The organism is Streptomyces sp. NPDC050743 (assembly GCF_044456925.1).
In the GTDB taxonomy this organism is placed as follows: domain Bacteria; phylum Actinomycetota; class Actinomycetes; order Streptomycetales; family Streptomycetaceae; genus Streptomyces.
Genome location: NZ_JBITGJ010000004.1, coordinates 203612 through 225583 on the forward strand (window position 1 = coordinate 203612; position 21972 = coordinate 225583).

24 protein-coding genes and 1 pseudogene are annotated in these 21972 nt (G+C 67.2%); 18 read left to right on the plus strand and 7 right to left on the minus strand.

The features are described from left to right. Positions 1–5: 5 nt before the first annotated feature. Together ACIBJF_RS06790 and ACIBJF_RS06795 are read left to right on the plus strand one after the other, a co-directional pair. Complete coding sequence (locus tag ACIBJF_RS06790; RefSeq protein WP_399172622.1) at positions 6–491, plus strand: hypothetical protein; 486 nt, start codon at positions 6–8, stop codon at positions 489–491. A 53-nt stretch (positions 492–544) separates the two neighbouring features. Beyond that, positions 545–1585, plus strand: coding sequence for a SpaA isopeptide-forming pilin-related protein (locus tag ACIBJF_RS06795; RefSeq protein ID WP_399172623.1), 1041 nt, complete (start codon positions 545–547; stop codon positions 1583–1585). Between the two features lie 716 nt (positions 1586–2301). Here ACIBJF_RS06795 and ACIBJF_RS06800 read toward each other — a convergent pair. Further along, the gene (locus ACIBJF_RS06800; protein ID WP_399172624.1) at positions 2302–4482 is read right to left on the minus strand and encodes a GIY-YIG nuclease family protein; all 2181 of its coding nucleotides are present in this window, start codon (positions 4480–4482) and stop codon (positions 2302–2304) included. A 490-nt stretch (positions 4483–4972) separates the two neighbouring features. On the opposite strand from ACIBJF_RS06800, the gene ACIBJF_RS06805 reads away from it, so the two are divergent. The 5 genes from ACIBJF_RS06805 to ACIBJF_RS06825 all read left to right on the plus strand — a co-directional run bounded on the left by ACIBJF_RS06805 (position 4973) and on the right by ACIBJF_RS06825 (position 7450). Further along, positions 4973–5326 carry a DUF317 domain-containing protein gene (locus tag ACIBJF_RS06805; RefSeq protein WP_399172625.1) on the plus strand — a complete coding sequence of 118 codons (354 nt, stop codon included), beginning with the start codon at positions 4973–4975 and terminating at the stop codon, positions 5324–5326. A 103-nt stretch (positions 5327–5429) separates the two neighbouring features. After that, complete coding sequence (locus ACIBJF_RS06810; RefSeq protein WP_055493654.1) at positions 5430–5720, plus strand: hypothetical protein; 291 nt, start codon at positions 5430–5432, stop codon at positions 5718–5720. Between the two features lie 15 nt (positions 5721–5735). Further along, a complete protein-coding gene (locus tag ACIBJF_RS06815) occupies positions 5736–6557 on the plus strand; it encodes a DUF317 domain-containing protein (RefSeq protein WP_055493655.1) in 822 nt (273 codons plus the stop codon). Positions 6558–6819: 262 nt separating this feature from the next. Further along, the gene (locus tag ACIBJF_RS06820; protein ID WP_199880944.1) at positions 6820–6975 is read left to right on the plus strand and encodes a hypothetical protein; all 156 of its coding nucleotides are present in this window, start codon (positions 6820–6822) and stop codon (positions 6973–6975) included. 7 nt (positions 6976–6982) lie between these two features. Beyond that, complete coding sequence (locus tag ACIBJF_RS06825; RefSeq protein WP_399172626.1) at positions 6983–7450, plus strand: NUDIX hydrolase; 468 nt, start codon at positions 6983–6985, stop codon at positions 7448–7450. Between the two features lie 10 nt (positions 7451–7460). Here ACIBJF_RS06825 and ACIBJF_RS06830 read toward each other — a convergent pair whose 3' ends face one another. Then, complete coding sequence (locus ACIBJF_RS06830; protein WP_399172627.1) at positions 7461–8030, minus strand: HD domain-containing protein; 570 nt, start codon at positions 8028–8030, stop codon at positions 7461–7463. 418 nt (positions 8031–8448) lie between these two features. Between ACIBJF_RS06830 and serS the strand changes: the two genes are divergently transcribed. Beyond that, positions 8449–9735: a serine--tRNA ligase gene (gene serS / locus ACIBJF_RS06835; RefSeq protein ID WP_399172628.1), complete on the plus strand. Its 1287-nt coding sequence runs from the start codon at positions 8449–8451 to the stop codon at positions 9733–9735. 44 nt (positions 9736–9779) lie between these two features. On the opposite strand, the gene ACIBJF_RS06840 is transcribed toward serS, so the two are convergent. Continuing rightward, positions 9780–10763, minus strand: coding sequence for a hypothetical protein (locus tag ACIBJF_RS06840; protein WP_399172630.1), 984 nt, complete (start codon positions 10761–10763; stop codon positions 9780–9782). A gap of 521 nt (positions 10764–11284) precedes the next feature. Between ACIBJF_RS06840 and aspS the strand changes: the two genes are divergently transcribed. Continuing rightward, positions 11285–12607 carry an aspartate--tRNA(Asn) ligase gene (aspS, locus tag ACIBJF_RS06845; RefSeq protein WP_399172631.1) on the plus strand — a complete coding sequence of 441 codons (1323 nt, stop codon included), beginning with the start codon at positions 11285–11287 and terminating at the stop codon, positions 12605–12607. A gap of 128 nt (positions 12608–12735) precedes the next feature. Then, positions 12736–13305, plus strand: a complete 570-nt coding sequence (locus ACIBJF_RS06850) for a nucleotidyltransferase domain-containing protein (protein WP_234519199.1) — start codon at positions 12736–12738, stop codon at positions 13303–13305. Positions 13306–13546: 241 nt separating this feature from the next. On the opposite strand, the gene ACIBJF_RS06855 is transcribed toward ACIBJF_RS06850, so the two are convergent. After that, positions 13547–13960: an NUDIX hydrolase gene (locus ACIBJF_RS06855; RefSeq protein ID WP_399172632.1), complete on the minus strand. Its 414-nt coding sequence runs from the start codon at positions 13958–13960 to the stop codon at positions 13547–13549. A gap of 458 nt (positions 13961–14418) precedes the next feature. Between ACIBJF_RS06855 and ACIBJF_RS06860 the strand changes: the two genes are divergently transcribed. Beyond that, the gene (locus ACIBJF_RS06860; RefSeq protein WP_399172633.1) at positions 14419–15273 is read left to right on the plus strand and encodes a hypothetical protein; all 855 of its coding nucleotides are present in this window, start codon (positions 14419–14421) and stop codon (positions 15271–15273) included. Here ACIBJF_RS06860 and ACIBJF_RS06865 read toward each other — a convergent pair. Beyond that, the gene (locus ACIBJF_RS06865; protein WP_399172634.1) at positions 15264–15491 is read right to left on the minus strand and encodes a hypothetical protein; all 228 of its coding nucleotides are present in this window, start codon (positions 15489–15491) and stop codon (positions 15264–15266) included. The genes ACIBJF_RS06860 and ACIBJF_RS06865 overlap by 10 nt on opposite strands. A 157-nt stretch (positions 15492–15648) precedes the next feature. Between ACIBJF_RS06865 and ACIBJF_RS06870 the strand changes: the two genes are divergently transcribed. From ACIBJF_RS06870 to ACIBJF_RS06900, 7 genes are all read left to right on the plus strand, one after another. Further along, the gene (locus tag ACIBJF_RS06870; RefSeq protein ID WP_055493664.1) at positions 15649–15858 is read left to right on the plus strand and encodes a hypothetical protein; all 210 of its coding nucleotides are present in this window, start codon (positions 15649–15651) and stop codon (positions 15856–15858) included. After that, positions 15842–16357, plus strand: coding sequence for a DUF6879 family protein (locus ACIBJF_RS06875; protein WP_055493665.1), 516 nt, complete (start codon positions 15842–15844; stop codon positions 16355–16357). The genes ACIBJF_RS06870 and ACIBJF_RS06875 overlap by 17 nt, the downstream gene beginning before the upstream one ends. Then, positions 16354–17187: a helix-turn-helix transcriptional regulator gene (locus tag ACIBJF_RS06880; RefSeq protein ID WP_040896666.1), complete on the plus strand. Its 834-nt coding sequence runs from the start codon at positions 16354–16356 to the stop codon at positions 17185–17187. The genes ACIBJF_RS06875 and ACIBJF_RS06880 overlap by 4 nt, the downstream gene beginning before the upstream one ends. 411 nt (positions 17188–17598) lie before the next feature. Then, complete coding sequence (locus tag ACIBJF_RS06885; protein ID WP_399172635.1) at positions 17599–17736, plus strand: hypothetical protein; 138 nt, start codon at positions 17599–17601, stop codon at positions 17734–17736. A 14-nt stretch (positions 17737–17750) separates the two neighbouring features. Continuing rightward, positions 17751–18938, plus strand: coding sequence for a JmjC domain-containing protein (locus tag ACIBJF_RS06890; protein ID WP_365730567.1), 1188 nt, complete (start codon positions 17751–17753; stop codon positions 18936–18938). Further along, positions 18935–19840 carry an aldo/keto reductase gene (locus ACIBJF_RS06895; protein ID WP_399172637.1) on the plus strand — a complete coding sequence of 302 codons (906 nt, stop codon included), beginning with the start codon at positions 18935–18937 and terminating at the stop codon, positions 19838–19840. Before ACIBJF_RS06890 ends, ACIBJF_RS06895 begins: the two co-directional genes overlap by 4 nt. Beyond that, entirely contained in the window at positions 19821–20675 is an 855-nt protein-coding gene (locus tag ACIBJF_RS06900; protein WP_399172639.1) for a hypothetical protein, read from the plus strand. The genes ACIBJF_RS06895 and ACIBJF_RS06900 overlap by 20 nt, the downstream gene beginning before the upstream one ends. Before the next feature lie 21 nt (positions 20676–20696). Here the strand turns inward: ACIBJF_RS06900 and ACIBJF_RS06905 are convergent, their stop codons facing one another. Both ACIBJF_RS06905 and ACIBJF_RS06910 read right to left on the minus strand, forming a co-directional pair. Continuing rightward, positions 20697–21044: a helix-turn-helix domain-containing protein gene (locus ACIBJF_RS06905; protein WP_399172641.1), complete on the minus strand. Its 348-nt coding sequence runs from the start codon at positions 21042–21044 to the stop codon at positions 20697–20699. Positions 21045–21196: 152 nt separating this feature from the next. Continuing rightward, positions 21197–21896, minus strand: a pseudogene (locus ACIBJF_RS06910) (hypothetical protein). Positions 21897–21972: the final 76 nt, after the last annotated feature.

Here is a 21972-nt window from a genome sequence, read left to right on the forward strand (position 1 = left end):
TCCTCTTGTCCCTGCACGCCGCCGAGTTCTTCGCCCAGCTGTGCCTTCCCTTCGACTACGCCGTCGTAGGCGCCACCTACTTCGCCGCTCCGGTCCCGGGCGCACCGCTGCGGCTGCGAATCGACTTCACCGCCACCATCCACGCGGACACCTACGGCGGTCTTCGCGTGGCGGTCATCCACCCGGACCGCGGTGAAATCGACGCGGTCGCCCTCAGCTTCCTCGATCACGGCACCTTCCACCGCCGCGACGAAGCCAACAACACCCGGCCGAACACCAAGCAGTACGGCACGTTCAGCACCTACCGCCACCCCGGCCGGCCACCGTGGGAGGGAGCCGTCACCACCGGGCTGCGCGACGCCATCGAGCAGTACACCGCCGTCTGGTTCCCCGGCGCCTGGGCCGCGTCCACGCCCAGCCGCGCTGCCGGCCGTTCCGCGCACCGGGCGACCGTCCCTTCGGCCACCCGCAGCGGGGCCCGCACCCGCTGAATCCCCGTGCGGTGACCGACCTTCCACCAACTGATCAAGGAGTCCCCTTTCTCGTGCACGCTCGTTTCATCCGTGGCGCCGTCCGATCCGCCGCCGTCGCCGCCGCGGTGACCGGCACCCTCACCTGGGCGTCGGCCGCGAACGCCCAACCCTCCGATCCGAGCCCCTCCGCCTCGGCCGCCGCTGCCGACACACCGGCCCCGGACGCGGGCAGCGTTGAGATCACCACCAGGGACGCGGCCGGAGATGTGCTCCCCGGCGCAGCGTTCCTGCTGCTCGACTCAGCCGGCCAGGAGGCCGGGCGCGGGACAACCGACGCGCAGGGGAAGCTGACCTTCCCCGACCTCGCGCCGGGCGTCTACCGGCTCAAGGAGACGGCCTCCGGAAGCCCGCTCCACGAGGTTGTCGCCGACCAGGACGTCATCGTCACTCCCGGCGCGACCACGCGGCTGACGATCACGGACTCGTTCAAGGTCGCCAAGGTGCTCCTGCAGGCCAAGGACGACAAGACCGGCACACTCCTACCCGGCGCAACGGTGAACATCGGCACCGGCACCTCAACGCTGCTCACCCTGACGACCGGGGACAAGGGCACGGCCTCCGGGGAACTGCCGGTGTCCAGCCGGAACACGGAGTTCTGGGTCAAGCAGGTCAAGGCACCCGCCGGATACGACCTCTACAAGCCGTCCAAGACGTTCACAGCGGGCCCCGGCGCCCCTGTGACTGTGACCGTCACCAACACCAAGACCGCCACCAGCCCGAAGCCCCACCTCTCGGACAAACCGACGCACAAGCCCACCGGCACCTCCACCCCTGCGGACACGCCGGGCAATGGGACCGGCGGGGCCAAGCCCTCCACGCCGGGCACCGGCACCCCGGATGCTGACTTCTCGTCCACCGCAGCCGCAGTCCCGGTCGGCGACTCCTCGCCACCGACCCCGGCAGGCTCCCTCGCCCACACCGGTGCCGACGCTGCGCCTTGGATCGCCGCAGGCGCGGGGCTCCTCGTCATCGCCGGCGCCGTCACCGTGGTCGCTGTGCGCCGTCGTACGGCTGCCGAGTCCGAGCCCGACAACAACAGCCAGACCAACTAGCCAAAGATCACCACCGTCAGCAGGCCCCCGGGGAAGTGCATCCGGGGGCCTGCTGTTGTCTTCGACGCCGAACAGCTGATCACACATCTCACACCAGTGGGTCCCCCGCCGCTATCTGCGCCTGGGCCTGATCTGGCTGTTCATGGCAGACGGTGCTCGGCAGTCTGAAGTCGGTGACCATGGGGTGGGAGTCCCGCTGACCTGCGCCGACCGGGATCGGTTGGCAAAAGAACTTGCCGGGCCTGGTTGGGATCTGACAGAAATTCAGTGCGTACGCTGGGATTTGGTCACGTCGAGCTGGCTCCTGTGCCTCACGGTGTTCAGGATCGGTCTCGGCGCACGTTCCTGTGCCGTCGTTCGAGTTGTGGGAGCCAGCGCTCGGGCGGCTGGGGATCCGTGGCCGCTACCGCCCACCCGTCTTCTTCTTGAGGATTCCGGGGCGCCCAGCTACGCGGTGGGTCTAGTGCGAGGACGTCCCTAATGAGTGTTCCCATGGCGTCGGGGATGTCCCGGTCAAGGTCGTTCAGCAGGAGAGGAATTCCCAGCGGGCCCCGTCGGATGGCTGCCGTCCGGTAGGTGACCTGGCAGAAGGCGTCCGCTTCGAAGACGACGCCGCGGGCGTCGGTCGACCCCTCTTCGTCCGAGAACCAGATCAGCCGGTCGCCGGCGACCAGGCGTTCCCGACCGTGGAGCATGCCGTTCCGTGCGGTTTTTTCCTAATTGAGGAATGGAACGGGGTCCTCGAATGCACCGGGATCGTTGTCGCTGATGCCGGCCACATGCCCGGGGTCGCGTGTGGCGTGAATTTCCAGTAGATCACCGTCCGCGTGGGCCTGCCAGAAGTCGAGGACCTCGGCAGACGAACTGAGCAGATGGGGGTATGCCGTGAGCGCGAACAACTGCCCGGCCCTCAGTGGCAGGACGACTCGGTCGTCCGCGCGCAGGCGATGAATGACAGGTGTCGGCTCCCAGGTGGTGATCCCGGTTGCCTCACCCTGGCAATGGCGGATCGCCTCGATAGCCGTCTCAAGGGTGACGCGGAAGAATTCCCTGTCTGCGTTGACCCGTTGGGCAGTGAGGAGGCGATGGACAGCCCGTTCCACGTCTTCAGGGCGGGACGAGAGAGCCCTGAAAAGCACCTCGTAAGGGAAGGGGACCGATGTGCCGTACAGCTCCTTCGCGCGGTCCTCTGCGAGCCGGTCCGAGTAGCCGATCTTAAGCATGTCCGGGAAGGCAGGATTCCGCTGGACGTACACGAATCCAGTCGTCCGAGGGGGAGACAGGGGAGTCCTGGTGCGCGTCTCCCGCGAGCGGCTGGATTGCTGGCGCTTCTTGGTGCCCCTGGAGAATCCAGAGAGCTCCACCGGCGGGTCGGCCTTCAGCGCTACGACCCCGCCTTCGAGGTCGCGATGGGACGATGCGGTGATATGCCGCCCCGAGGAGAAGTGCTGGACCCCCGCGGGAGGCAGACGCCGCAACGCCTCCACGAGCGGCTCAATCCCCTCATGCTCGTCGAGGTCACTGTCACGGGCGCCCGGCAAGGATCGTGTCAGTGCTTCGATGGCCCCTTCCGTGACCAGGCCAGCGAGTTCCGGGCCGATGGGCGCGTACAGCGTGCCCAGGTGGGTGTACTCGATGTCCCATTCGTCTTGCTCGTTGTGCGATTCGGCATAGAGGTCGATGGGAACGCCGGAGCTCTTCGCTATGAGGAGCAGCTCGCAGGCGTGGGCTGGGTTGTCCAGGTCGAAGACGAAGTGAGCGCGCATACCCAGGGACTTCGTTCTGGGCTTGCGGCAGATGAGCAGAAGTCGACTCGCGTGTCCGGGATCCCTCTCGAAACCGAGGGGCAACACTCCCTCGCTGAGTGCGGCGCGGGCGGCCTCCGTCTCCTCCCCGGTTCGTACGATGATGTTCCACCAGGGCAGAGGGCCGTATGTGCCGTGTACCGCCTGGGCGTCGGGGACACAGGAGCTAACGGGGTAGCTGTCTCGGAAGTGGAGCGACCGGTTCAGGAAGGTCAGGATGCAGGCGTCCTGGAAGCGTTCCTGCTGTGTACGGGGCCGTAGCAGGTTGCGCTCGGTGGCGCTAAGGCAACCTATCGCTTCGGCGAGCGCCTCGAGTTGGTCGTCGACCACGTCCAAGGCGCGAGTGAGGACCGACCGCTGAGCATAGTTCAGCTGGGGGTGGCGGATCGCCTCGCGAAAGTACCCTCTAGCTGCGGTGCAGCTGGCCGCTTGTGAGCCCAGCTCCCAGAGATGCCTGACACCGCGGGCTGGAAACTGCTTCATCCATAGCTCTTGAGCCTCGTTGCCTTTCCCAAATAGGACACGTGACACGACATGCTGGACACGAGTGTCGGGCTCCGTTTTCAGCCGGGACCAGATGGTGTCGGAGCACGCCTCCAGGGGTGCGAGTGAGCGAGGCACCGCAGCTTTTACGGTGCGAGGGGCTTCCACGCCCCAGTGCCGGGCCAGGTCTCTGACTACCTGGGCAGTGGTGGCCGCGCGGGAACGCCGACGGAACCAGGGGTTCAGGAGAAGGGCGTACGCGCTTTCCAACTCCCCGGCACGTAGGCCGAGGCCGAACAGCAGGACGGAACCCGTTACTCCGTCGTATTCCACACGCTGGCGGACATGCTTGACCAGGCTGGCGAACTGATCTGTGTCGGGCTTGGGATCGGCGAAGACCGGGTGCTCGGCCAGGAGTCCGGTGATGTGCGCGGTAGATCGGCCACGCGCGTCCAAGACGGCGATCTGCAGAACCAGAAGGGCCCGTATCAGATCCAGATCGCTCGTGTCGCCGACGATTCGCGCCGGTTCTAGCAACGGGTGGCGGCCGCTGGAGGTGGCGATCCTCGTGCAGATCTTCTGGATCCACTGCTCGCGCAAGTCGGTCAAGCCAGTAGCGGAAGGCACAGCTCTAATCCCCCTGTTGACACGGACGATAGTGGAACCCTCTCCGAGATCCGTAACGGAGACCGTCCCACCTCACGGAAGCGCTTCTGGCGCATGGTGCCGTTGATCTACTGGATCTGCGGGCGACCTTGCAGACGCCGTACCCGTGAGCTCTGGTGTCTGGGAGGGCCAGGGCCAGGGTGCTCATCATCCTTGGCTGTCGCATCAGCGGAGTGTATGAGGTGTCACTGACAAGACCTGTGTCGACAGGACAAGGTGCCGTTCCCATTGACCTCTTCGGCGTGGTGTCGGCACGTGGCGGTGTTGGAAGCCCCACGACTGGGTTCGCTGCCAAACGCCTCGATTGAGTGACAGGAGACAGCAGTTCGCCGGGGGCAGACAGGAAAGATCGCGGAAAGACTGGCCAACGTGCGCGAGAGCATGCCAACGTAGACGATCTTGCAAGAAACCCCAGGTCAGAGAGGTGATTGCCGTGACCGTGGCTCCCGTCGGCCCTGGATTCTCCACCACTGTCGAAGCCCTGCGGCTGCACGAGTGGCAGCTGGGTCCTGGCCAGCCCACGCTCGTCATGGACCAGTTCTCCGCTGAGGACTTCAACCTCATCGTGGACGACCGTGCGGACGTGCACGTCAGCTCCAAGGACGGCCGGTTCTACCTCGGCTGGTTCCCGCTCGGCCGCCCCGGCACGGACGGCGAGGGATGGAAGATCGCCGTCACCGGCACGGCCAAGGTGCGTGGCTACCACCTGTCGTTCGACACCGAGACGCCGGCGGACATCGTCGCCGCCGCTGTGGCGCGCGTGCTGGAGACCTCACGCCCCCTATGAGAGCGCGGACACAGACAGATAGTCCCCGCCCCGCACGCGGTCGCCTGTCTGCCGCCGAACGTTTCCACTGCTCCCCGTATCCCTCTACCCCAGGAGGCTGTTCGTGACGACCCCGGAGATGACTGTCGGCGATCTCATCGACCTGCTGTCCGGCTGCGATCGGAGTGCCCCGGTACGCCAGGCCATGAATCCCTTCTTCCCGATGGCACACCGCTTGGCGCAGGTCGTGCAGTGCGTGGACGAGACCGGGCGGCCCGTCGTCTACCTCGCCGAAGGCCGGGATCCGGGCGCCCAGCTTGGTCATCTGCCGCCCGAGGTCGCCGTCGCCCTGACCTGGCACTCTCCCGTCCAGGCACCCCCTCGCCGGGAACGCCGCACCGCACGCGGCAAGTAGACCCGCACCGAGCCCTTGGAGGCGCCCCTGAACCCCGACACCCCCCTCGATCCGCCGGCCAGCAACAGCGCCCAGCGCGCCTACTGGGTCGGTCCCCGGCACCTGGCCGGGGACGACGGACGCCTCTACGACTCCGTCGCCGATACGCTCGCCGGCCTTGGCTGGTCGAGCCTTGCGATCGTCCGCGGACGCCAGGAACCTGACGAGGCGCCGGAGGACCGTCAGGTCCTGCGCAGCACCGTCCTGCACATCAGCCAGGACACCCTCCGGTGGGCCCAGTGGGTCTTGGCGGACGAGCCGTTCCACCTCGGCGAACTGCCGATCTCCTGGCAGGTCTGCGCCCGCGCCGATACCAACAGTCCGCTCGCGCAGTGGTCGGCCTACTTCACCCCAGACGTCCCCGGCGAGGTCCTCACCGACTTCCTCGTCGCGCTCGATGCCCGGGACCAGCCCGCCGTGTCCTTCGCCGGGCCCGAGGTGGTCCTCGACGCGGTCACCGCCCACGGCTGGCTCCGCGACATCGACCAGCCCCACGCGGCAGCGACGGACCCGACGTTCACCTCCCACCTCAGCCTCGGCGAGGTCCCGCCCCTCATCCAGGACGCCGACCCGCGCACCCTGGTCGCCGAGGCCGACGCTGCGGGACCGGCCGGATGGCAGGCATGGGCCGAGCCCGCGCTGGGCACGCAGTGCCTGTGGGCGGCGTCCTTCGCAGCCAGCGTCCCGCACGACCTGGTCGCCGCGTTCGCCGCCTCGCTCAGCTCGACCGCACCGGTCCTGCGCCGGGTGCTGCCGGCGAGCACGCGGGACCGGCTCCTGCGCGCCCCGGCTGGCTGAACGCCGGTGTCCGTCCTTCATTCGACGCATGAAGCCCGGCCTCCCCGATTTCGGGAAGGGCGGGCTTCATGCTGCTGTGTTTGCCGGTGCGCTGAGGGGTTCGGACCGTGACGGCAGTATGTGACGACAGCGGCGACAGAACCCGTAATCCCCACCAGCAATGCCATCTTGCCTGCCCAGACGATGCGTTCCACGATCTCGCCCCGATTGTCAGACCGGAGTGCCATCGTTCGTCCATGTTCACCCTTACGACGACCACCTCATGGTCAACCCGCACATCTGGGGCCAGCCGGCCAGCGCCAACCCGCTACTCCAGCTCCGCAACATAGACGGCGGGGAGTGGTTCCAGCGGTACGGCGACAGCTTCGAGGCCGTGTGGGCATCCGCGCGCCCCTGGGCGCCCGACAGACAGGAGTAGCACTGCCGTGGGCAGGACCGAGTACTACCACGACCCCAAGGCCCCCAAGGCCAACACCCTTATCCCCGCCAGCAACCTGGTCGTGGTCAACGACGAAGGCGCCATCCTTCTCCAGCGACGCCGCGACACCGGCCAGTGGGCCCTGCCCGGAGGAGCCCAGGACATCGGCGAGAGCCCGGCGCAGTGCGCCGTCCGCGAGTGCGAGGAGGAGACCGGCATCGTCGCGGCGGTCACCGGCTTCCTCGGCGTCTACTCCAACCCGGAGCACATCATCGAGTACACGGACGGCGAGATCCGGCAGCAGTACGAGGCCGTGTACATCGGCCGCCCCGTAGGGGGCAAGCCCACCGTCAATGAGGAGGCCGACGGCGTGCGCTGGGTTCACCCGGACGACCTGGACAAGCTCGACATCCACCCGAGCATGCACGAGCAGATCGGCCACTACCTGACCGGGGCTTACCCCTACCTCGGCTGACCGCTCGGACTTACAGCTCCACGCCGGCCTCGACCGCTGCCGCCCGCACTCGATCCACACTCGCGTGGATGTGCGGGGCGGCCCGGCGGATGAAACGCCCGACCACGCTGTCCTCGCCGTAGCGGCCCAAGATCTCCTGCAGCCGCTCATGGGGCGTCGTCCGTCGGCCGTCCGGCGTCGTGGTCATGTCGCAGTAGACCAGCGCGTCCACGAGGAGCGGATCATCCAGGAGGGGGAACTCGTCGGCCAGCTCAGTCCGGAGGCCACGCTCCGCGGCTTCGAGCAGCGCATACGAGTGGTTCGCGACCAGGCGGACAACCCGTCCCTCCGCCCCGTGCACGTCACGGAGGTACCGTGCTCCGTCCAGCGGATGGAATCCGGTAGAGGCGAGCGGGGGCGCGTAGCCGATGTCATGCAGCACCGCAGCGGCTTCCAGCACCTCGGCGCTGTTACCGGCCAGCGGCGCCAGCGTCTGGGCGCAAGCGGCAACGCCCTGCGAGTGTGCCCACCTGCGCGGGAGGCTGCTACTCAGCAGCTCACCAGCCAGTTCGTACGCCCAGTCAACCTTGGTCGTTGCCACCTGGGGAGGATATGGCAGCGACGGCGAGGACGTCTTGGACATCCTGGCCGTGCGCAAAGGGGAAGCCTGGACGCTGCGGGAGCCGCCGAAGCGTTTCTCGATTGCGGACCCGATCGCGGCGTACGTATCCTTCCGGGCAACGCGTTGACGGAGACGAGTAGCCAGGGATCACGCGAGCCGAGAGAGCTGCTGGCAGCTGGGAAGGCAGCCTCGCGCCCCAGGTGAATCCCCTCCCGAGTGCGGGGAGGAACGGCCTCAGGGAAGGTCCAATGCCCCGCCGGTTGACCCCCGTGACCGGGTCGTGAATGAGGCCACCATCTGCTGGTGGCGAAGGCGCGGTGGCACCGCGAGTTGCCCCTTCTCGCCCGCGCTCCCAAGGGATCACGTCATGATGACTGATCGAACGGAGCACGGCAGGATGATCGATGTCACCCTGATTCGCCAGAACCCAGTCCGTGTCCAGCAGGCGCTAGCCAAGCGGGCGGTCCACGTCGACCTCGACGAGTTTCTTCGACTGGACGACGACTACCGACAGGTGCGGGCTGAGATGGAACGCCTCCGTGGGGAGCGCAAGAGGATCTCGGGCGAGATCGCGAAACGGCAGCGGGTTGGCGAGGGCGTGGCAAGTCTGCACGGTGAAGCATCGGCCGTGGGCGAGCAGCTGACCGCCGTCGGGGCGCGGCTCATCGAACTGGAGCAGGCGCGTCAGGTCTTCCTTGATCCGCTGCCGAACCTACCCGACGCGGACGTGCTGGCCGGGGGCAAGGAGAACAACGAGGTCATTCGTGAAGCCGGCCAGCGTCCGGAGTTCGGTTTCACGCCCAGGGACCATGTGGAGCTCGCTCGAACTCTGGGCTTGGTCGACTATGAGCGGGGCACGAAGCTCGGCGGCAGCGGCTTCTGGATCTACCGGGGCGACGGCGCGCTCCTGGAGTGGGCGCTGCTGAACCACTTCCTGGAGGCACATGTGCGGGACGGCTATGAGTTCGTGTTGCCACCGCACATCCTGACCTTCGCGGCCGGGTACACCGCGGGCCAGTTCCCCAAGTTTGCGGACGAGGTCTTCGCCTTGGAGCAGGGGGTGCACGGTCCGGAGCGGTTCCTGCTACCGACCGCGGAGACAGCGTTGGTCAATCTGCACCGGGACGAGACGCTGCCCGAGACGGAGCTGCCTCGGAAGTACGTCGCGTACACGCCGTGCTACCGCAAGGAGGCCGGCGGCTACCGCACGGCTGAACGGGGGACCCTGCGCGGTCACCAGTTCAACAAGGTCGAGCTGTTCCAGTTCACCCACCCGGACGCCTCGGACGCCGCACACCAGGAGCTTCTCGGCAGAGCGGAGGACTTGGTAAAGGGACTGGGCCTGCACTATCGGATCACGCGACTCGCGGCCGGGGACACCAGCGCAGCGATGGCCAAGACGTACGACGTCGAGGTGTGGCTGCCGAGCATCGAGGCGTACGTCGAGGTCAGCTCGGTGTCGAATGCCCGCGACTACCAGGCGAGGCGTGGCAACATCCGCTACCGGCCGCAACAGGGGAAGTCGATGTTCGTCCACACGCTGAACGGCTCAGGTCTGGCCACGAGCAGGCTTGTGCCCGCGCTGCTGGAGCAGCACCAGCGGGCCGACGGCACGGTGGAGGTACCCGAGGTGTTGCGCAAGTGGATCCCGAGCGGTGTCCTGACAGCACCGCCCTCGGCCTGAGTTGAGCGGGCTGTCTGTCGAACACTGAACGGGTGGGCCCCAGGTCAGAGTGCCCAACCGCGCCGGTTGGCCAGCCATCGCAGTGTGACCTCTCCGCACCACGTCTGGTGCTGGCGAAGATGCGGTGACCAGTCTGCTGCGGGCTGTTCGCCGGAGGTGAGGAAGAAACCGGAGAGAGCGGCGAGCGCCGCATCGAGTTGTTCGTCGGCGACTCCGCGGGCGGTGGGGTGCTGGGTGAACAGGGCGGTGGCGTCGTGTCCGTCGGCGTAGGCGGTGGCCAGGAGCAGGACGAGGTCGAACCAGCTCGCACCCAGGCAGGGCCAGTTCCAGTCGCAGATCCACGCGGCGCCGTACGCATCGATCAGCACGTTGTCCTGTCGTAGGTCGTGGTGGAGGACGGCATTGCCTGCGACGGCCTCCCGCCATCCGCTTTCCAGGCTGGCCAGCACGTCCAGTAGGTCGAGTGGTACCCAGGAAGGCAGGGCGTTCGTGGGCGTGGCGCCTCGGGCGAGGTTGCGCCAGTCGGCGAAGTCACCGCCGTCACCCACCGGCTTGAGGCCCACATGCTGGAGTGCTGTGGGTGGGGTGGAGAGTGCCTCTGCTGTGATCGTGTACGCGTCGAGAGTGGCCGTTAGCTCATCAGGCTTCCACGGTGTGGTGGGCATGCGGCCACCGGGGACAGCGTCGATGCCGAGAACGACCCATCCGTCGTGCTCCTCAATCCACTGCAGGCGTGGCGCCGGAATCTCTGCCGGGAGCGCCTGGTTGATCAACGCTTCCCTGCGGTAGGAGTCGGCCACCACGCTGTTGTCGAGGCTCTTGACCGCCTTGACGAACAGAGGTCCGAAGGCCCCGCGGAGTACAGCGGCGAAGCCGCTGGTAAATCCGCTCCCTGCGCTGCGCCCGGCCTGTACTGAGCCTCCGAGGCGTCGGGTGATGAGATGGCGAACGTCTTGTGGGAGGTCCTTCCAGTCTGGGCGTACCGCTGTGGCGTTGTACTGAAGGCGCGAGGTGATGATGTCGGGCATTCCGTCAGGATGGGGGAGCTGTGTTTCCCGGCGCCACGAAATTGTCACGCGGATCCGTGTCCGTCCATTCGCTGACTGAGCCTCGTAGGCTGCGCCCCGGGTAGCGTCCTCATCAGTGCGACTAGACCTCCTCCTTCCTGGCGCCGTTGATCGCCGGGTGGCCGCACCTGCTTCCGAACCTGCCCACTGGCACGATCACGATCTACGCAGAAATCTCGCTGTCGTCTCCAGGCCCTGGCTCGCTATCCTCCGTCACAACGCGATGACGGAGACGAGTAGCCAGGGATCACGCGAGCCGAGAGAGCTGCTGGCAGCTGGGAAGGCAGCCTCGCGCCCCGGGGTGAAGACCCTCCTGAGCGCGGGGAGGAACGGCCGTGTGGTCCAATGCCCCGCCGGCTGGCCCCGTTACCGGCCACGAATGAGGCCGCCACTGTCGAGTGGTGGTGAAGGCGTGGTGGAACCGCGAGTCCCCTTCTCGCCCGCGCCCCCAAGGGATCACCATGACGCCCTGGAGGGCTGCGATGATCCATACGACCGATCGTGTACTGGTATCTGACCTGCACGAGCACTTGGGTCGAACCGTTTCCGTGTCGGGCTGGGCGCACACTCTGCGCCTGCTCAGTAAGGTCCAGTTCGTCGTCGTACGCGACCACACGGGCATGGTGCAGGTCACCCACCGGCGCGGCGGTGCAGGCGACGACATCGAGGCCGCCCTGCAGCAGCTCACGCCGGAGTCCGCGGTGCGGATCACCGGCCGCGTCGTCGAGAACCCGATCGTGAAGCTCCACAGCCTGGAGATCATCCCGGAGCGGGTCGAGGTCCTGAACCGGGCCGCGACACCGCTGCCCATCGACGAGCACACCAGCCTGGAGCACCGCCTGGACTGGCGGTTCCTGGACGTACGCCGCCGTCCCGCCGCTCAGCTGATGTTCGCCGTGCAGACCACCCTGGAGCAGGGGATGCGCGAGTACGCCTATGCCCAGGGCGCCACGGAAATGCACACCCCCAAGCTCATGGGCACCGCCTCGGAGTCTGGCGCCGAGGTCTTCGAACTGGGCTACTTCGATCGCAGCGCCTATCTCGCCCAGTCGCCGCAGTTCTACAAGCAGATGGCGATCTCGGCCGGAATCGAGAAGGTCTTCGAGATCGGCCCCGTCTTCCGTGCAGAGCCGTCGTTCACCTCCCGGCACGCCACCGAGTTCACCGGCGTCGACGTCGAGCTGGCCTGGATTGACGGCGTCGAGGACGTTATGGCGTTCGAGGAGCAGATGCTCGCCCACGCCATCACCAAGGTCGCGGGTGCACACGGCGATGCGGTCCGGGAGCAGTTCGGCGTGGAGATCACCGTCCCTACGACGCCCTTCTCCCGCATCACCATGGCCAAGGCGCACGACATCCTGCGCAAGGGCGGATGGGACGCGGAAGGAACCAAGGAGGACCTGGACCCGGAGGGCGAGCGGAGCATCAGCGCCCACATCCAGCAGGCCACCGGCCACGAGTTCGTGTTCATCACCCACTACCCCGTGGGCATCCGGCCCTTCTACCACATGCGGCCGGCCGACGACCCGAGCGTGACCCTGAGCTTCGACCTGCTCTGGAAGGGGCTGGAGATCACCACCGGCGCCCAGCGCGAGCACCGCTACGACGTGCTGCTGAAGCAAGCCGCCGAGAAGGGCATGAGTCCGGAGCCGATGCAGGACTACCTGAACGCGTTCCGGTACGGGTGCCCACCGCACGGCGGGCTGGGCATGGGCCTTGGACGCGTGCTCATGGTCTTACTCGGACTGGAGTCGATCCGCGAGGCCACCTTCCTCTTCCGCGGACCGAACCGGCTCACCCCATAGCTGGCCTCTGTGTATGGCTGGCCTACGTCGGATTTCCCTTCCGGGGCCTCGTTCACTGAGAGCATGGACAGGTGAGTATTGAGGGAGTGGGGCGCTGGGTGCCGGCTCGTCCCGAAGATCTAGCTGTCATGTTCGCTGCGGCCGACTTCCCGTGGTGGATCGCTGGCGGGTACGCGATCGAACTCGCCGTCGGCCGTGAGCTACGCCCGCACGGCGATCTCGATGTCCTCGTCCTCCGACGGGACCAAGCTCGCGTGCGCGATCTCTTGACCGACTGGGACCTGTACGTGGCGGACCCACCTGGCATGGGGCGGCTGCGCCCGTGGCGTTCTGGGGAGACTCTTCAGCCGCCCCTCCACGACATCTGGTGCCGACGCACGCCTGAGGCACCCTGGTCCGTGCAGCTCATGCTGGACGAGGCGGAGGGCACCCATTGGGTCTCTCGGCGTACCCCACGGATCCGGCTTCCGATCGAGCGGTTGGGACGAAGAAGCGGGACTGGTATCCCCTACCTGGCGCCCGAGGTGCAGCTCTACTACAAGGCGAAGGCGACACGGGAGAAGGATGAGACAGACTTCGAAGCGGTACTGCCGCTGCTCGGCGAACCTCAACGCATTTGGTTGGCGAACGCCATCGCAGTAACCGTGCCGGACCACCCATGGCGGCAGCGTCTTACGCCACCGGACGCACACAAATGAGACGTCGGCCGCCGAGCGCGGTCCGCGGGAGACACGAAGGTGGCACGAGAGTTATACAACCTGAAGCTCTGGCACTCCATGAGTGAACACTTGGTCGACGAGGCAATGGCGAAGCCACGCTAACCAACCGCAGGCAGATCAGGCCGATTTCAGTGTCCACGACGAGTTCCTTAGCTCGTCGGGAGGGCGGTCTGATTACCCGAAGCTGCCTCGTCCTCCGTCCGCAGCACGCACCGAGGTGTTACCGGCTCAGTGCGGCGTCGAGATATACCTGCACCGCGTCGAAGAGGCCGTATGGCACGTACGCGGGAATCTGGGCATGCCGGACCCATGCCACCTCAGCCAGTTCATCGTCGTCCGCCACGTAAGGAGCGCCGGACTCTACGACACAGGCCACGTAGGTCATCTTCCGGCCACTCTTGGGGTGAACCCGTTCTCCGAGGACCTTGAGAGCGGTCACCTCCATGCCGACCTCTTCGCTCGTCTCTCGCACGGCTGCTTGTTCAGGGGTCTCCGTCCCCTCGATCTCGCCCGCCGGGAACTGCCAAGACAGTTGACCTTCCGCGACCCGGCGGCGAACCATGAGCACGGCGCCGTCCTGTACCACGATCGCGGCTGCGATGCCCGGTCGCTCTTGTGCCCTTTGCTCGGTCATACGTCTTCCTCCAGTGCTGCCAGCATCGGCGGGTAGATCGTGTCGACGGACATGAAGCGGCCCGCCGCATTCTTCGCCACCCAAGCCGCTCTTCAACCGCATCACTGTTCGTTGCGTCCCCTGCCAGGTACACGCAGTGGACACCCGTCGCCGGATGGATCCGCTCAACCAGACCGCGCCGTACAGCACAGCACACGCCCGTCTAATCCAGCGTCTCGCGGGCCGTCGCGGTCCCTCCTGCTGCAGATCATCCCGCCGCAGCTGTTCCTCGCTCCGTAGAGGGGGGAAGTTGCCGCAACCGACCTCGTCCTTGGCGAATGCCAAGCGCTCCGCCTCTTCCCGCTCGATCAACTGCCGCACAGGATGCCGCACATCACCCACTACATTAATCAACTTACGGGTGCTTTCACCTGACGGCAGGTCGCCCCTACCCCACAGCGAGGGCCCAAGGAGTCCAGATGACGCTCTCTTCGCCTGGTGCACGGGCCGTGGACTTGCGTGTTGAGCCGGTTGATGACGTTCTCGAACACGTGGAGCGGTCCCTTCAAATGCAGTTGCTCCGTGACACCGTGGTGTGCAAGCGGCGCTCGGTTGGGGCGCGGACGGACCGTGGAACGTGGGTGAGGGTTGAGCGGCGCAGCTTCGACCGGATCGGAGCACAGGGCTGGAACGGCACCGAGGCCGCAGCGGTCTTGCATGGAGTGTCTATGCCGAAGTGGTATGCGGGGCTGGCGTGGCGCGAGCGGGACGAGCCGGTGATGTGGCGGGCAGACGAAATGGTGCTGGTCACCGCCCCGCCCGTTGGGCAAGCCGCTCTGGTGATCGAGGATCCTCAACTGTCGGACGGCTGGTGGGCGGCACTCAATGCTTCGCTGGACGCACTCGCCGCGCAGCGCACGCACCGCCTCGCCACTCCGGACACAGAGACGGCCACCCAGGAACTGGTGACTGGGACGATCCGAGCAGTCTTCCCCGAAGTAGACGCCACCGTGGATGAGTGGACGCCGGCACATGCGGGTCTGACGTGGGCGAACGTGACCGGGCCCGAGTTCTGCATCATCGATTGGGAGGATTGGGGGATGGCGCCGCGCGGACTGGACGCGGCCACCCTCTGGGGGAACTCCCTCGCCGTCCCTGCCCTGGCACAACGAGTGTGGGCGGAGCGTCGGCCAGACCTGGAGAGCAGGTCTGGCCGGCTGATGGCCCTGTTCTTCTGTGCGAAGGTCGTAGGGCCGCACGCCCATCCCCAGGATCCCCGCTTGGAGCCCGCCCGGGAGGAGGCGGCGCGGCTCATCGCCGAGCTTCACTCCTGACGGCGGTTGCGCAGGAGGCTGCGGTAGTGGCGGACGGCCTCCTCGTCCACCGCGAAGCTCTGGGCGTTGGTCAGATCTCGCAGGTGGTCGGGGTTGTCCGTGCCGACCGCTACCGCGTTCACGGGCGGGAGGTGGTAGGCGGCCCTGAAGGCAGCCTGCACCGGGGTGGCCTGCTGCCGGGAGCAGGTAGGACGGGGTCCTTCAGTCAGCCCCCGCACCCTGCCGCTCCTCTTCCTCCCCTTCGGCTGCGCCCCTCCGGCCGCACGGGTTTATGCGAGGACACGCATAGTCGTGTTCGTGCATAGACGCTGCGCCCGGCCCCCTCTAACGTCATGGGCAGGCGGCCCAATGGGGGCCAGAGCAAGGGGGTTTGGCATGTCCGAGCGTTCGGCACTCACCCGGCTCACGGGCAATGGCAACGGCGAGTGCGGAGAGAAGGACTGCCCGAACGTGTACCGCACGGCCGCGGGGTCGTTCGTGGTGCAGGGTGACGTGTCCGACGCCTTCACCCCGCCCGCCGGGGAAGGGCTTGTGGAAATCCCGGAGGCGGTTCTCAGGGAGGCGTTCCGTGCACTTGGATGGTGACGCCTGGAACGACTGCTTCGATTCCATGGAGCGTGAGGCGTGGAGGCTGGAGACGCTGCCCGTCTACACCATGCCCCAGGAAGCGGAGAAGCTGAAGCGATTCCTCGCCGGGGAGAAGTCGCCGGACGATTACACATCGGCCTGGATGGATGAGGTCCGGCAGTGGGCCTCGGAAGGAAAGAGAGTCGGCAGGGTGCACGTCGTGACCCGCCCGCTCTCGGACTACCTTCGGTTCGAATTCGAGTACTACTACCGGCACCACGTGAAGGCGGGCGAGGATATCCGTATCCTCGACCTCACCGACCGGGAGAACCCGGGACTTCCAGATCAGGACTTCTGGATGTTCGACGAGTCCAAGGTGGTCCTGATGAACTACCGGGCGGACGGGACACAGATAAACCGGGAGCTGTACGAGGGCGACCCGGAGCCCTACCGGCAGTGGAAGCGGATTGCCATTGCCAAATCCGTGCCGTTCCTGGAGTACGTGAGCAGCGGGTGACGTTCGATCCTGAGCAGCTCGGGCAGCCGAAACAGGAACTGGCGGCCCTGCTGAAAGAACTACGCAAGCGAGCCGGCCTCACTGGGGACCGGCTCGCTCGGCGTTGCAACATGTCCCAATCGAAGATCAGTCGGATCGAGAATGGGAAAGTTCAGCCGAGTCTGCTGGATCTGGAAAGGATCCTCCGGGCCGTGGTGGCACCACCTGAGGTCATCGAGGAGGTCGTTGCCCTCGCGAGGCTGGCCAACACCGAATGGCAAGACCTGCGCTCGCTCCGGCGTAGGGGCCTGGAGAAGAAGCAGACTGAACTTGCCGCCCTTGAATCCTCGTCCACGGAGTTCCGCTTCTTCCTGCTCTCGATGATTACAGGACTGCTGTCCACCCCTGAGTACATCCGCGCCAGCCTTGCCCATTCTCCGGCCGATGTCACTAAGACGATCGCGAGGAAGCTGGAGCGGCAGGAGGTTCTTTACGACACGAAGAAGCGGTTCACTTTCATTCTCACCGAGCAGGCTGTGAGGTGGCCACTCCTGCCCCCGGCTGCGATGGCGATGCAGATTGACCGGCTGGCCTCACTGACCCACCTTGCGAACGTGAAGCTCGGCGTCATCCCCATCGCGGGATACAAGCCCATGGCTCCGATGGACACCTTCACCATCTATGACGACACCCTGGCCACCGTGGAGAACACCACCGGTGTCGTGATCCTGAGAGATCCACGCGACATCGAAATGCACTTGGAACTGTTCTCCACGCTTGAGGGTTATGCGCTGTTCGGGGACGAAGCGCGAGCCTTGTTGGCGGAGTGGTCCGCCGCCTGCCGTTCATGATCTTTAGTCCATGACGGGAAAGAACTACACAGCCGTCGCTTTGTAGGCCAATGATTTCCCCCATGGCAGCGACCGGGCGAAACGAAAAGTGGGTCCGCTACGGCGTGGGGTGGCGGCTGGGGTACCGGCGGAGGTTCGGCCCTGACGCTGGTGTGCGCTCATGACGACCGGGTGCATGACTCTCCGGGTGATATACGACGGGGCCGGATGTACGACTCGGTGCGCATGGTGCGGGTGAACCACCGCAACGCAGTGATCTCGGGTTCGCCGACCAAGTCCCCGCCGTGCGGGTGCCCGCGGTGCACGGGGCGCCCGTCGTCGCCAAGGTCTGCGTCCGCCGCGCTCGTCGCTGTCCCTTTGCTTCCTGCCGGAATCCCGGTGGGAGTCCCCGAGAAGAGAGAGGTAAGTCCGATGGTGGAAGAGAACAATACGTCGGCCGCCCCCGAGGGGGGTGGACTGCTCGTCGCGAAGCGGAAGATCGTGGCCGCGCGCACGCGTGCCGAGCAGGAGTCGGACGTCAGCAGTGGCCGTTCCGACGGCAACGACTGACGGGAGCGCCCACGTTGCTTGATGCAGCCTCGTGGGCGGGGCGTCTGGGCGGGGACAGGTTCCTCGCCCAGACGTACCACCGCTCGTACGCGCACTTCCCCGGGGTCGCCGACGTGGCGGGTCTGTTCTCCTGGGACGACCTGAACCGGATCATTGCCACGCAGCGGCTGGAGCCGCCCCGGCTGCGCCTGTCGGCTGACGGCGAGATGGTGCCGCTGCACCGCTACGCGATCCCGACAACGAACCGCCGCGCGGTCACCTGGTCCCGTATCCAGCCGTCCGACTTCCACGCCCAGCTCAGGGACGGGGCGTCGCTGGTCCTCGACGCGGTGGAGAAGATCCACCCCGCCGTGGGGGCGGCTGCGGAGGGGCTGGAACGCTTCCTCGGGACTTCCGTGCAGGCCAACGTGTACGCCTCGTGGACCGAGCGGGAGGGCTTCGGCCGGCATTGGGACGACCACGATGTCGTCGTGGTGCAACTGCATGGCTCGAAGCGGTGGCGCCTGTGGGGGATGACCCGTGAGGCGCCCACCTTCCGGGACGTGGAGTCGCCGGAGGAGCCAGAGGGCGACCCGGTGGCGGACCTCGTTCTGTCCCCGGGTGACGTGCTCTACCTGCCGCGCGGGTGGTGGCACTCGGTCACCGCCGATCAGGGGACGGAATCCCTTCACCTCACGTTCGGCATGGTCCCGCACACCGGCGCTGACCTGATGCTGTGGGTCGTCGATCAGCTCCGGGCGTCCCTCGCGCTGCGCCGGGACATCCCGCGTTTCGGCTCGCTGGCGGAACAGTCGGACTTCATCGACGCCGTACGACGTGAGGTGGCCGACATGATGGCGGACCCCCGCCTCGTGGAGCGGTGGGCGGAGTCGATCGACACGACGGACCTGGGCCACGCGATTCCGTCCCTGCCCTACGTGGACGGACTCCCCGCACGGAGAGAGATCACGGTCAAGCTCACCGCTCCGAGAGGTCGCCTGACGGCCAACCGCGAACAGGGCACGGTCACCTTCTCCGCGGCGGGTACCGCGTGGGACTTCGCTGAGTCCGCGGCGCCCGCGCTGGGCACGCTGCTGACCAACCAGCCGACCACGCTGGGGGAGGTGGCCGACTCCGCGGGGCTTGAGGTCAAGGAGGTGGCCGAACTGGTCTCCGTCCTCATCGACGGCCACGCCGTCGCAGTCGTGGGGACGGCGCTGTGACCGCCGCGCTCTGCCTGGGGACATACCGCGTGCGTGCCGTCAGTCAGGCGGCACGCACCGCCCTGGCCGCAGGCAGCCCCTGGGTGGACACGGCACCCAACTATGGTCGTGGTCAGACGCATGAGGAGCTGCGCCCGGTGCTCGGGGAATACCCGACCGTGCGGGTAGCCACGAAGACGGGGTTCTTCACGGAGGAGCAAGGCCGCAGCGCGCTGGCTGAGGGCGTGCTCACCCGGGAAGAGGCGGCCGGTAGGCACAGCCTTGAGCGAGGCTTCGTCCGCTGGCAGACGGAGCGATCCTTGGCCGCGCTCGGGCGCGTGGACCTGGTGTTCGTGCACAACCCCGAGCACCACGGGCACGGCCTTGACCGCGCCGCTCTGCACGGGCGTGTGCGGGAAGCCTTCACGGCGCTGGAGGAGTTCGCCCATGCGGGCAGGATCGGTGGGTACGGCGTCGCCACTTGGTCGGGCCTAACCTCCGGAGCGTTCAGTGTCGCCGAGTTGCTCGCGCTCGCACGCCAGGCAGCTGGGTCCGCCGAGCATCACTTCACGGGCATGCAGATGCCCGTCAGCCTGATCATGGATGCCCCGATCACACAGGCCCTGAACGGCGGCGGACCACTTGTACAGGCGAAGGACGCCGGGCTGATCACGTTCGGCTCCGCGCCCCTGCACGGGGGCGAACTCCTCGACGCCATGACACCCGAACTGGTGAACCTCATCCGCCCCGGCCTGTCGGCCGCAGCCGCTGCCCTGCTGGCCGCTGGCTCGTGCCCCGGCCTCGATGTCGTCCTCACCTCCGCGAGCACCCGCGAGCACTGGGACGATATGGCCAAGGCTCTGGCTGCGCCGCTGACGGCCCAGGAACTCAGGAGGGTGACGGATGAACTCGCCGGTGAATGAGGAGGTACGAGCCCTGATGGAGGCAGCCCACGACCGGGCGGCCAAGGCACTGGGCCTCAGCTGCACGGGGCCGCTGGCGTGGGGCTTCCTCGGTGTCACCCTCGGACGCCGAGCGGAGGACCGGTGGCTACGGGTGAGCCGGACGGCGAAAAGGAACGCGGGCAGAAAGCAGGGGGAGGGCATCGTCGGGGCTTCCCAGCTCCTACCCGAAGGCGTCCCGCGCCCCCGCCTGCACGGGGTGCACGACTGGACTGACGGCGAGTGGGCCTTCGAGGCCGAAGTCCTGGACTACCTGAGGCAACCCGTGGTGTCCCCGGACAGAGCCGACATCGACCACGATCCGGCGCTGCCTGACGAATGGTGGGCGGACCTTCGCCAAGCCCTTGCCCTGCTCGCTGAAGCGGAGGGTGTGAAGACGACCGTCCGGGCCGGATGGATCGAACGAGCCTTCCCCCAGTTCCTCGGCATCCCGGCCCCCGCCAACGTGGAGCGGGTGACCGGTCACGGTGACCTGCACTGGGGCAACCTCACCGCCGAGCCCCTGTGCCTGCTGGACTGGGAGCGGTGGGGCCTGGTGCCCTTCGGCTATGACGCGGGGCTTCTCCACGCCAACAGCCTGCTTGTACCCGACGTAGCCGCCCGCATCCGCAAAGAGTTCGCCGCCATCCTCGACACCCCAGCCGGTCGAATCGGGGAACTCGCGGCCCTGGCCGAGATGCTGCAAGCCGTGGCCCGTGGCTGGTACCCCGACCTTGCGCCCCACCTTCTCGCCCGAGCGGAGGCACTCACGGGAGTGCGCCCGCCCGTTCCGGTGCACTCCGAGGTGAGCGCCTGACTGCGCCCCTGCGCGCCTCTCTCAGGCCCTTTCTGCCAGGTGGCGGTAGAGGGTGGCGCGGTGGACTCCCAGCGCCTTGGCAATGCTGGTGACGCTCTCGCCCTTGTCGCGTCGCGCACGGGCTATGTCCAGCTTGCCGTCCCCACCCGGCCGCGGGGCATCACCGGAGGACCCAGCGTTGTCGGACCGGAGACTGTCGTACCGGCTGTGGACGGCCGTGAGCTCCTCGGTCGATCGCACGTCGCTGTGGACGTACACCTGCGGGCCTTCGCTGCGGATGCCGGCGTCACGGGCCTGCAGTACGAGGAGCTGCGAGCTGTGTACGAGGAGGCCGCCGCCCTCGGACACGAACCGGGCGGGATGGAGCACGCGGTATGGCGGTTCAAGTCGAGGGCCCTCTGGCCCGCCACCCTAGGCCGGCCGCTGCTCGGCGACGCCCAGCACGCTCACCCGGATGCTCTGAATCCTCGGTCGACACGGCGCCCTCGACCGTGGTGATCGAGAGCGCCGTTGCGGGCGCGTCAGCGGGTTGCTGTCGCCTTGGCTAGGGCCTTGTCGAGATGCTGGCCGACCAGGGCTGGCGCGCCGGAGACGATGAGGAGCAGGCTTCCCTCACGTATCGCGGTCTGCTTGACGACGCTGTCCTGCCCACCGGAGGTGAAGGTCATCAGCTGGCTCCACTGCTGGTCGCCGAGCCGGGGCGCGGTCGTCTTCTGTGACGTGACGTTGATGGCGGTGCTGCCGGAGACGACTTGGTAGGTCGGGCAGCCGGTCATGGCGTCGAAGATCCGATCGATGCCCGTCGGACAGCTTCGTGGAGGTGTCGCTGTACAGCTCCTCGGAGACCTCCGAACCGGCGCTGCCGCCGGTGTAAGTGAAGGACACCTTCGCCTTGTTGGGGAAGTCGAGGGCGCCGCTGGCCGCCGCGTCGCCGCCCAGCTTCTCCAGGGCGGGGCAGCCGGTGACGGTGACGTCGTCGTGGCTGGAGGTGTCCTCCGGCTTGCGGGTGTAGTCGGACCCGAGGTCGCTCTCGTCGAGCAGGCGGGGCTGAAGCGCGGCCGACGACAGCGGGGCGTCGCTCTGCTTGGTGGTGGCCGGGTGGTCTGCGGGGGCGGAGGACGGGGAGGTGGATTTCGCCTGGCTGGTGCCGGCGGAGCAGGCGGGCAGGGTGAGGGCGGCGGCGGTGAGGCCGAGGGCGGTGATGGTGAGGCGAACGCGCATGGGTGAACTGACCCCTGTGGTGCTCGGTGACGGTTGGACAGTGCGGGCCCGTGGGCCCGAGAAGGGGTCGAAGGAG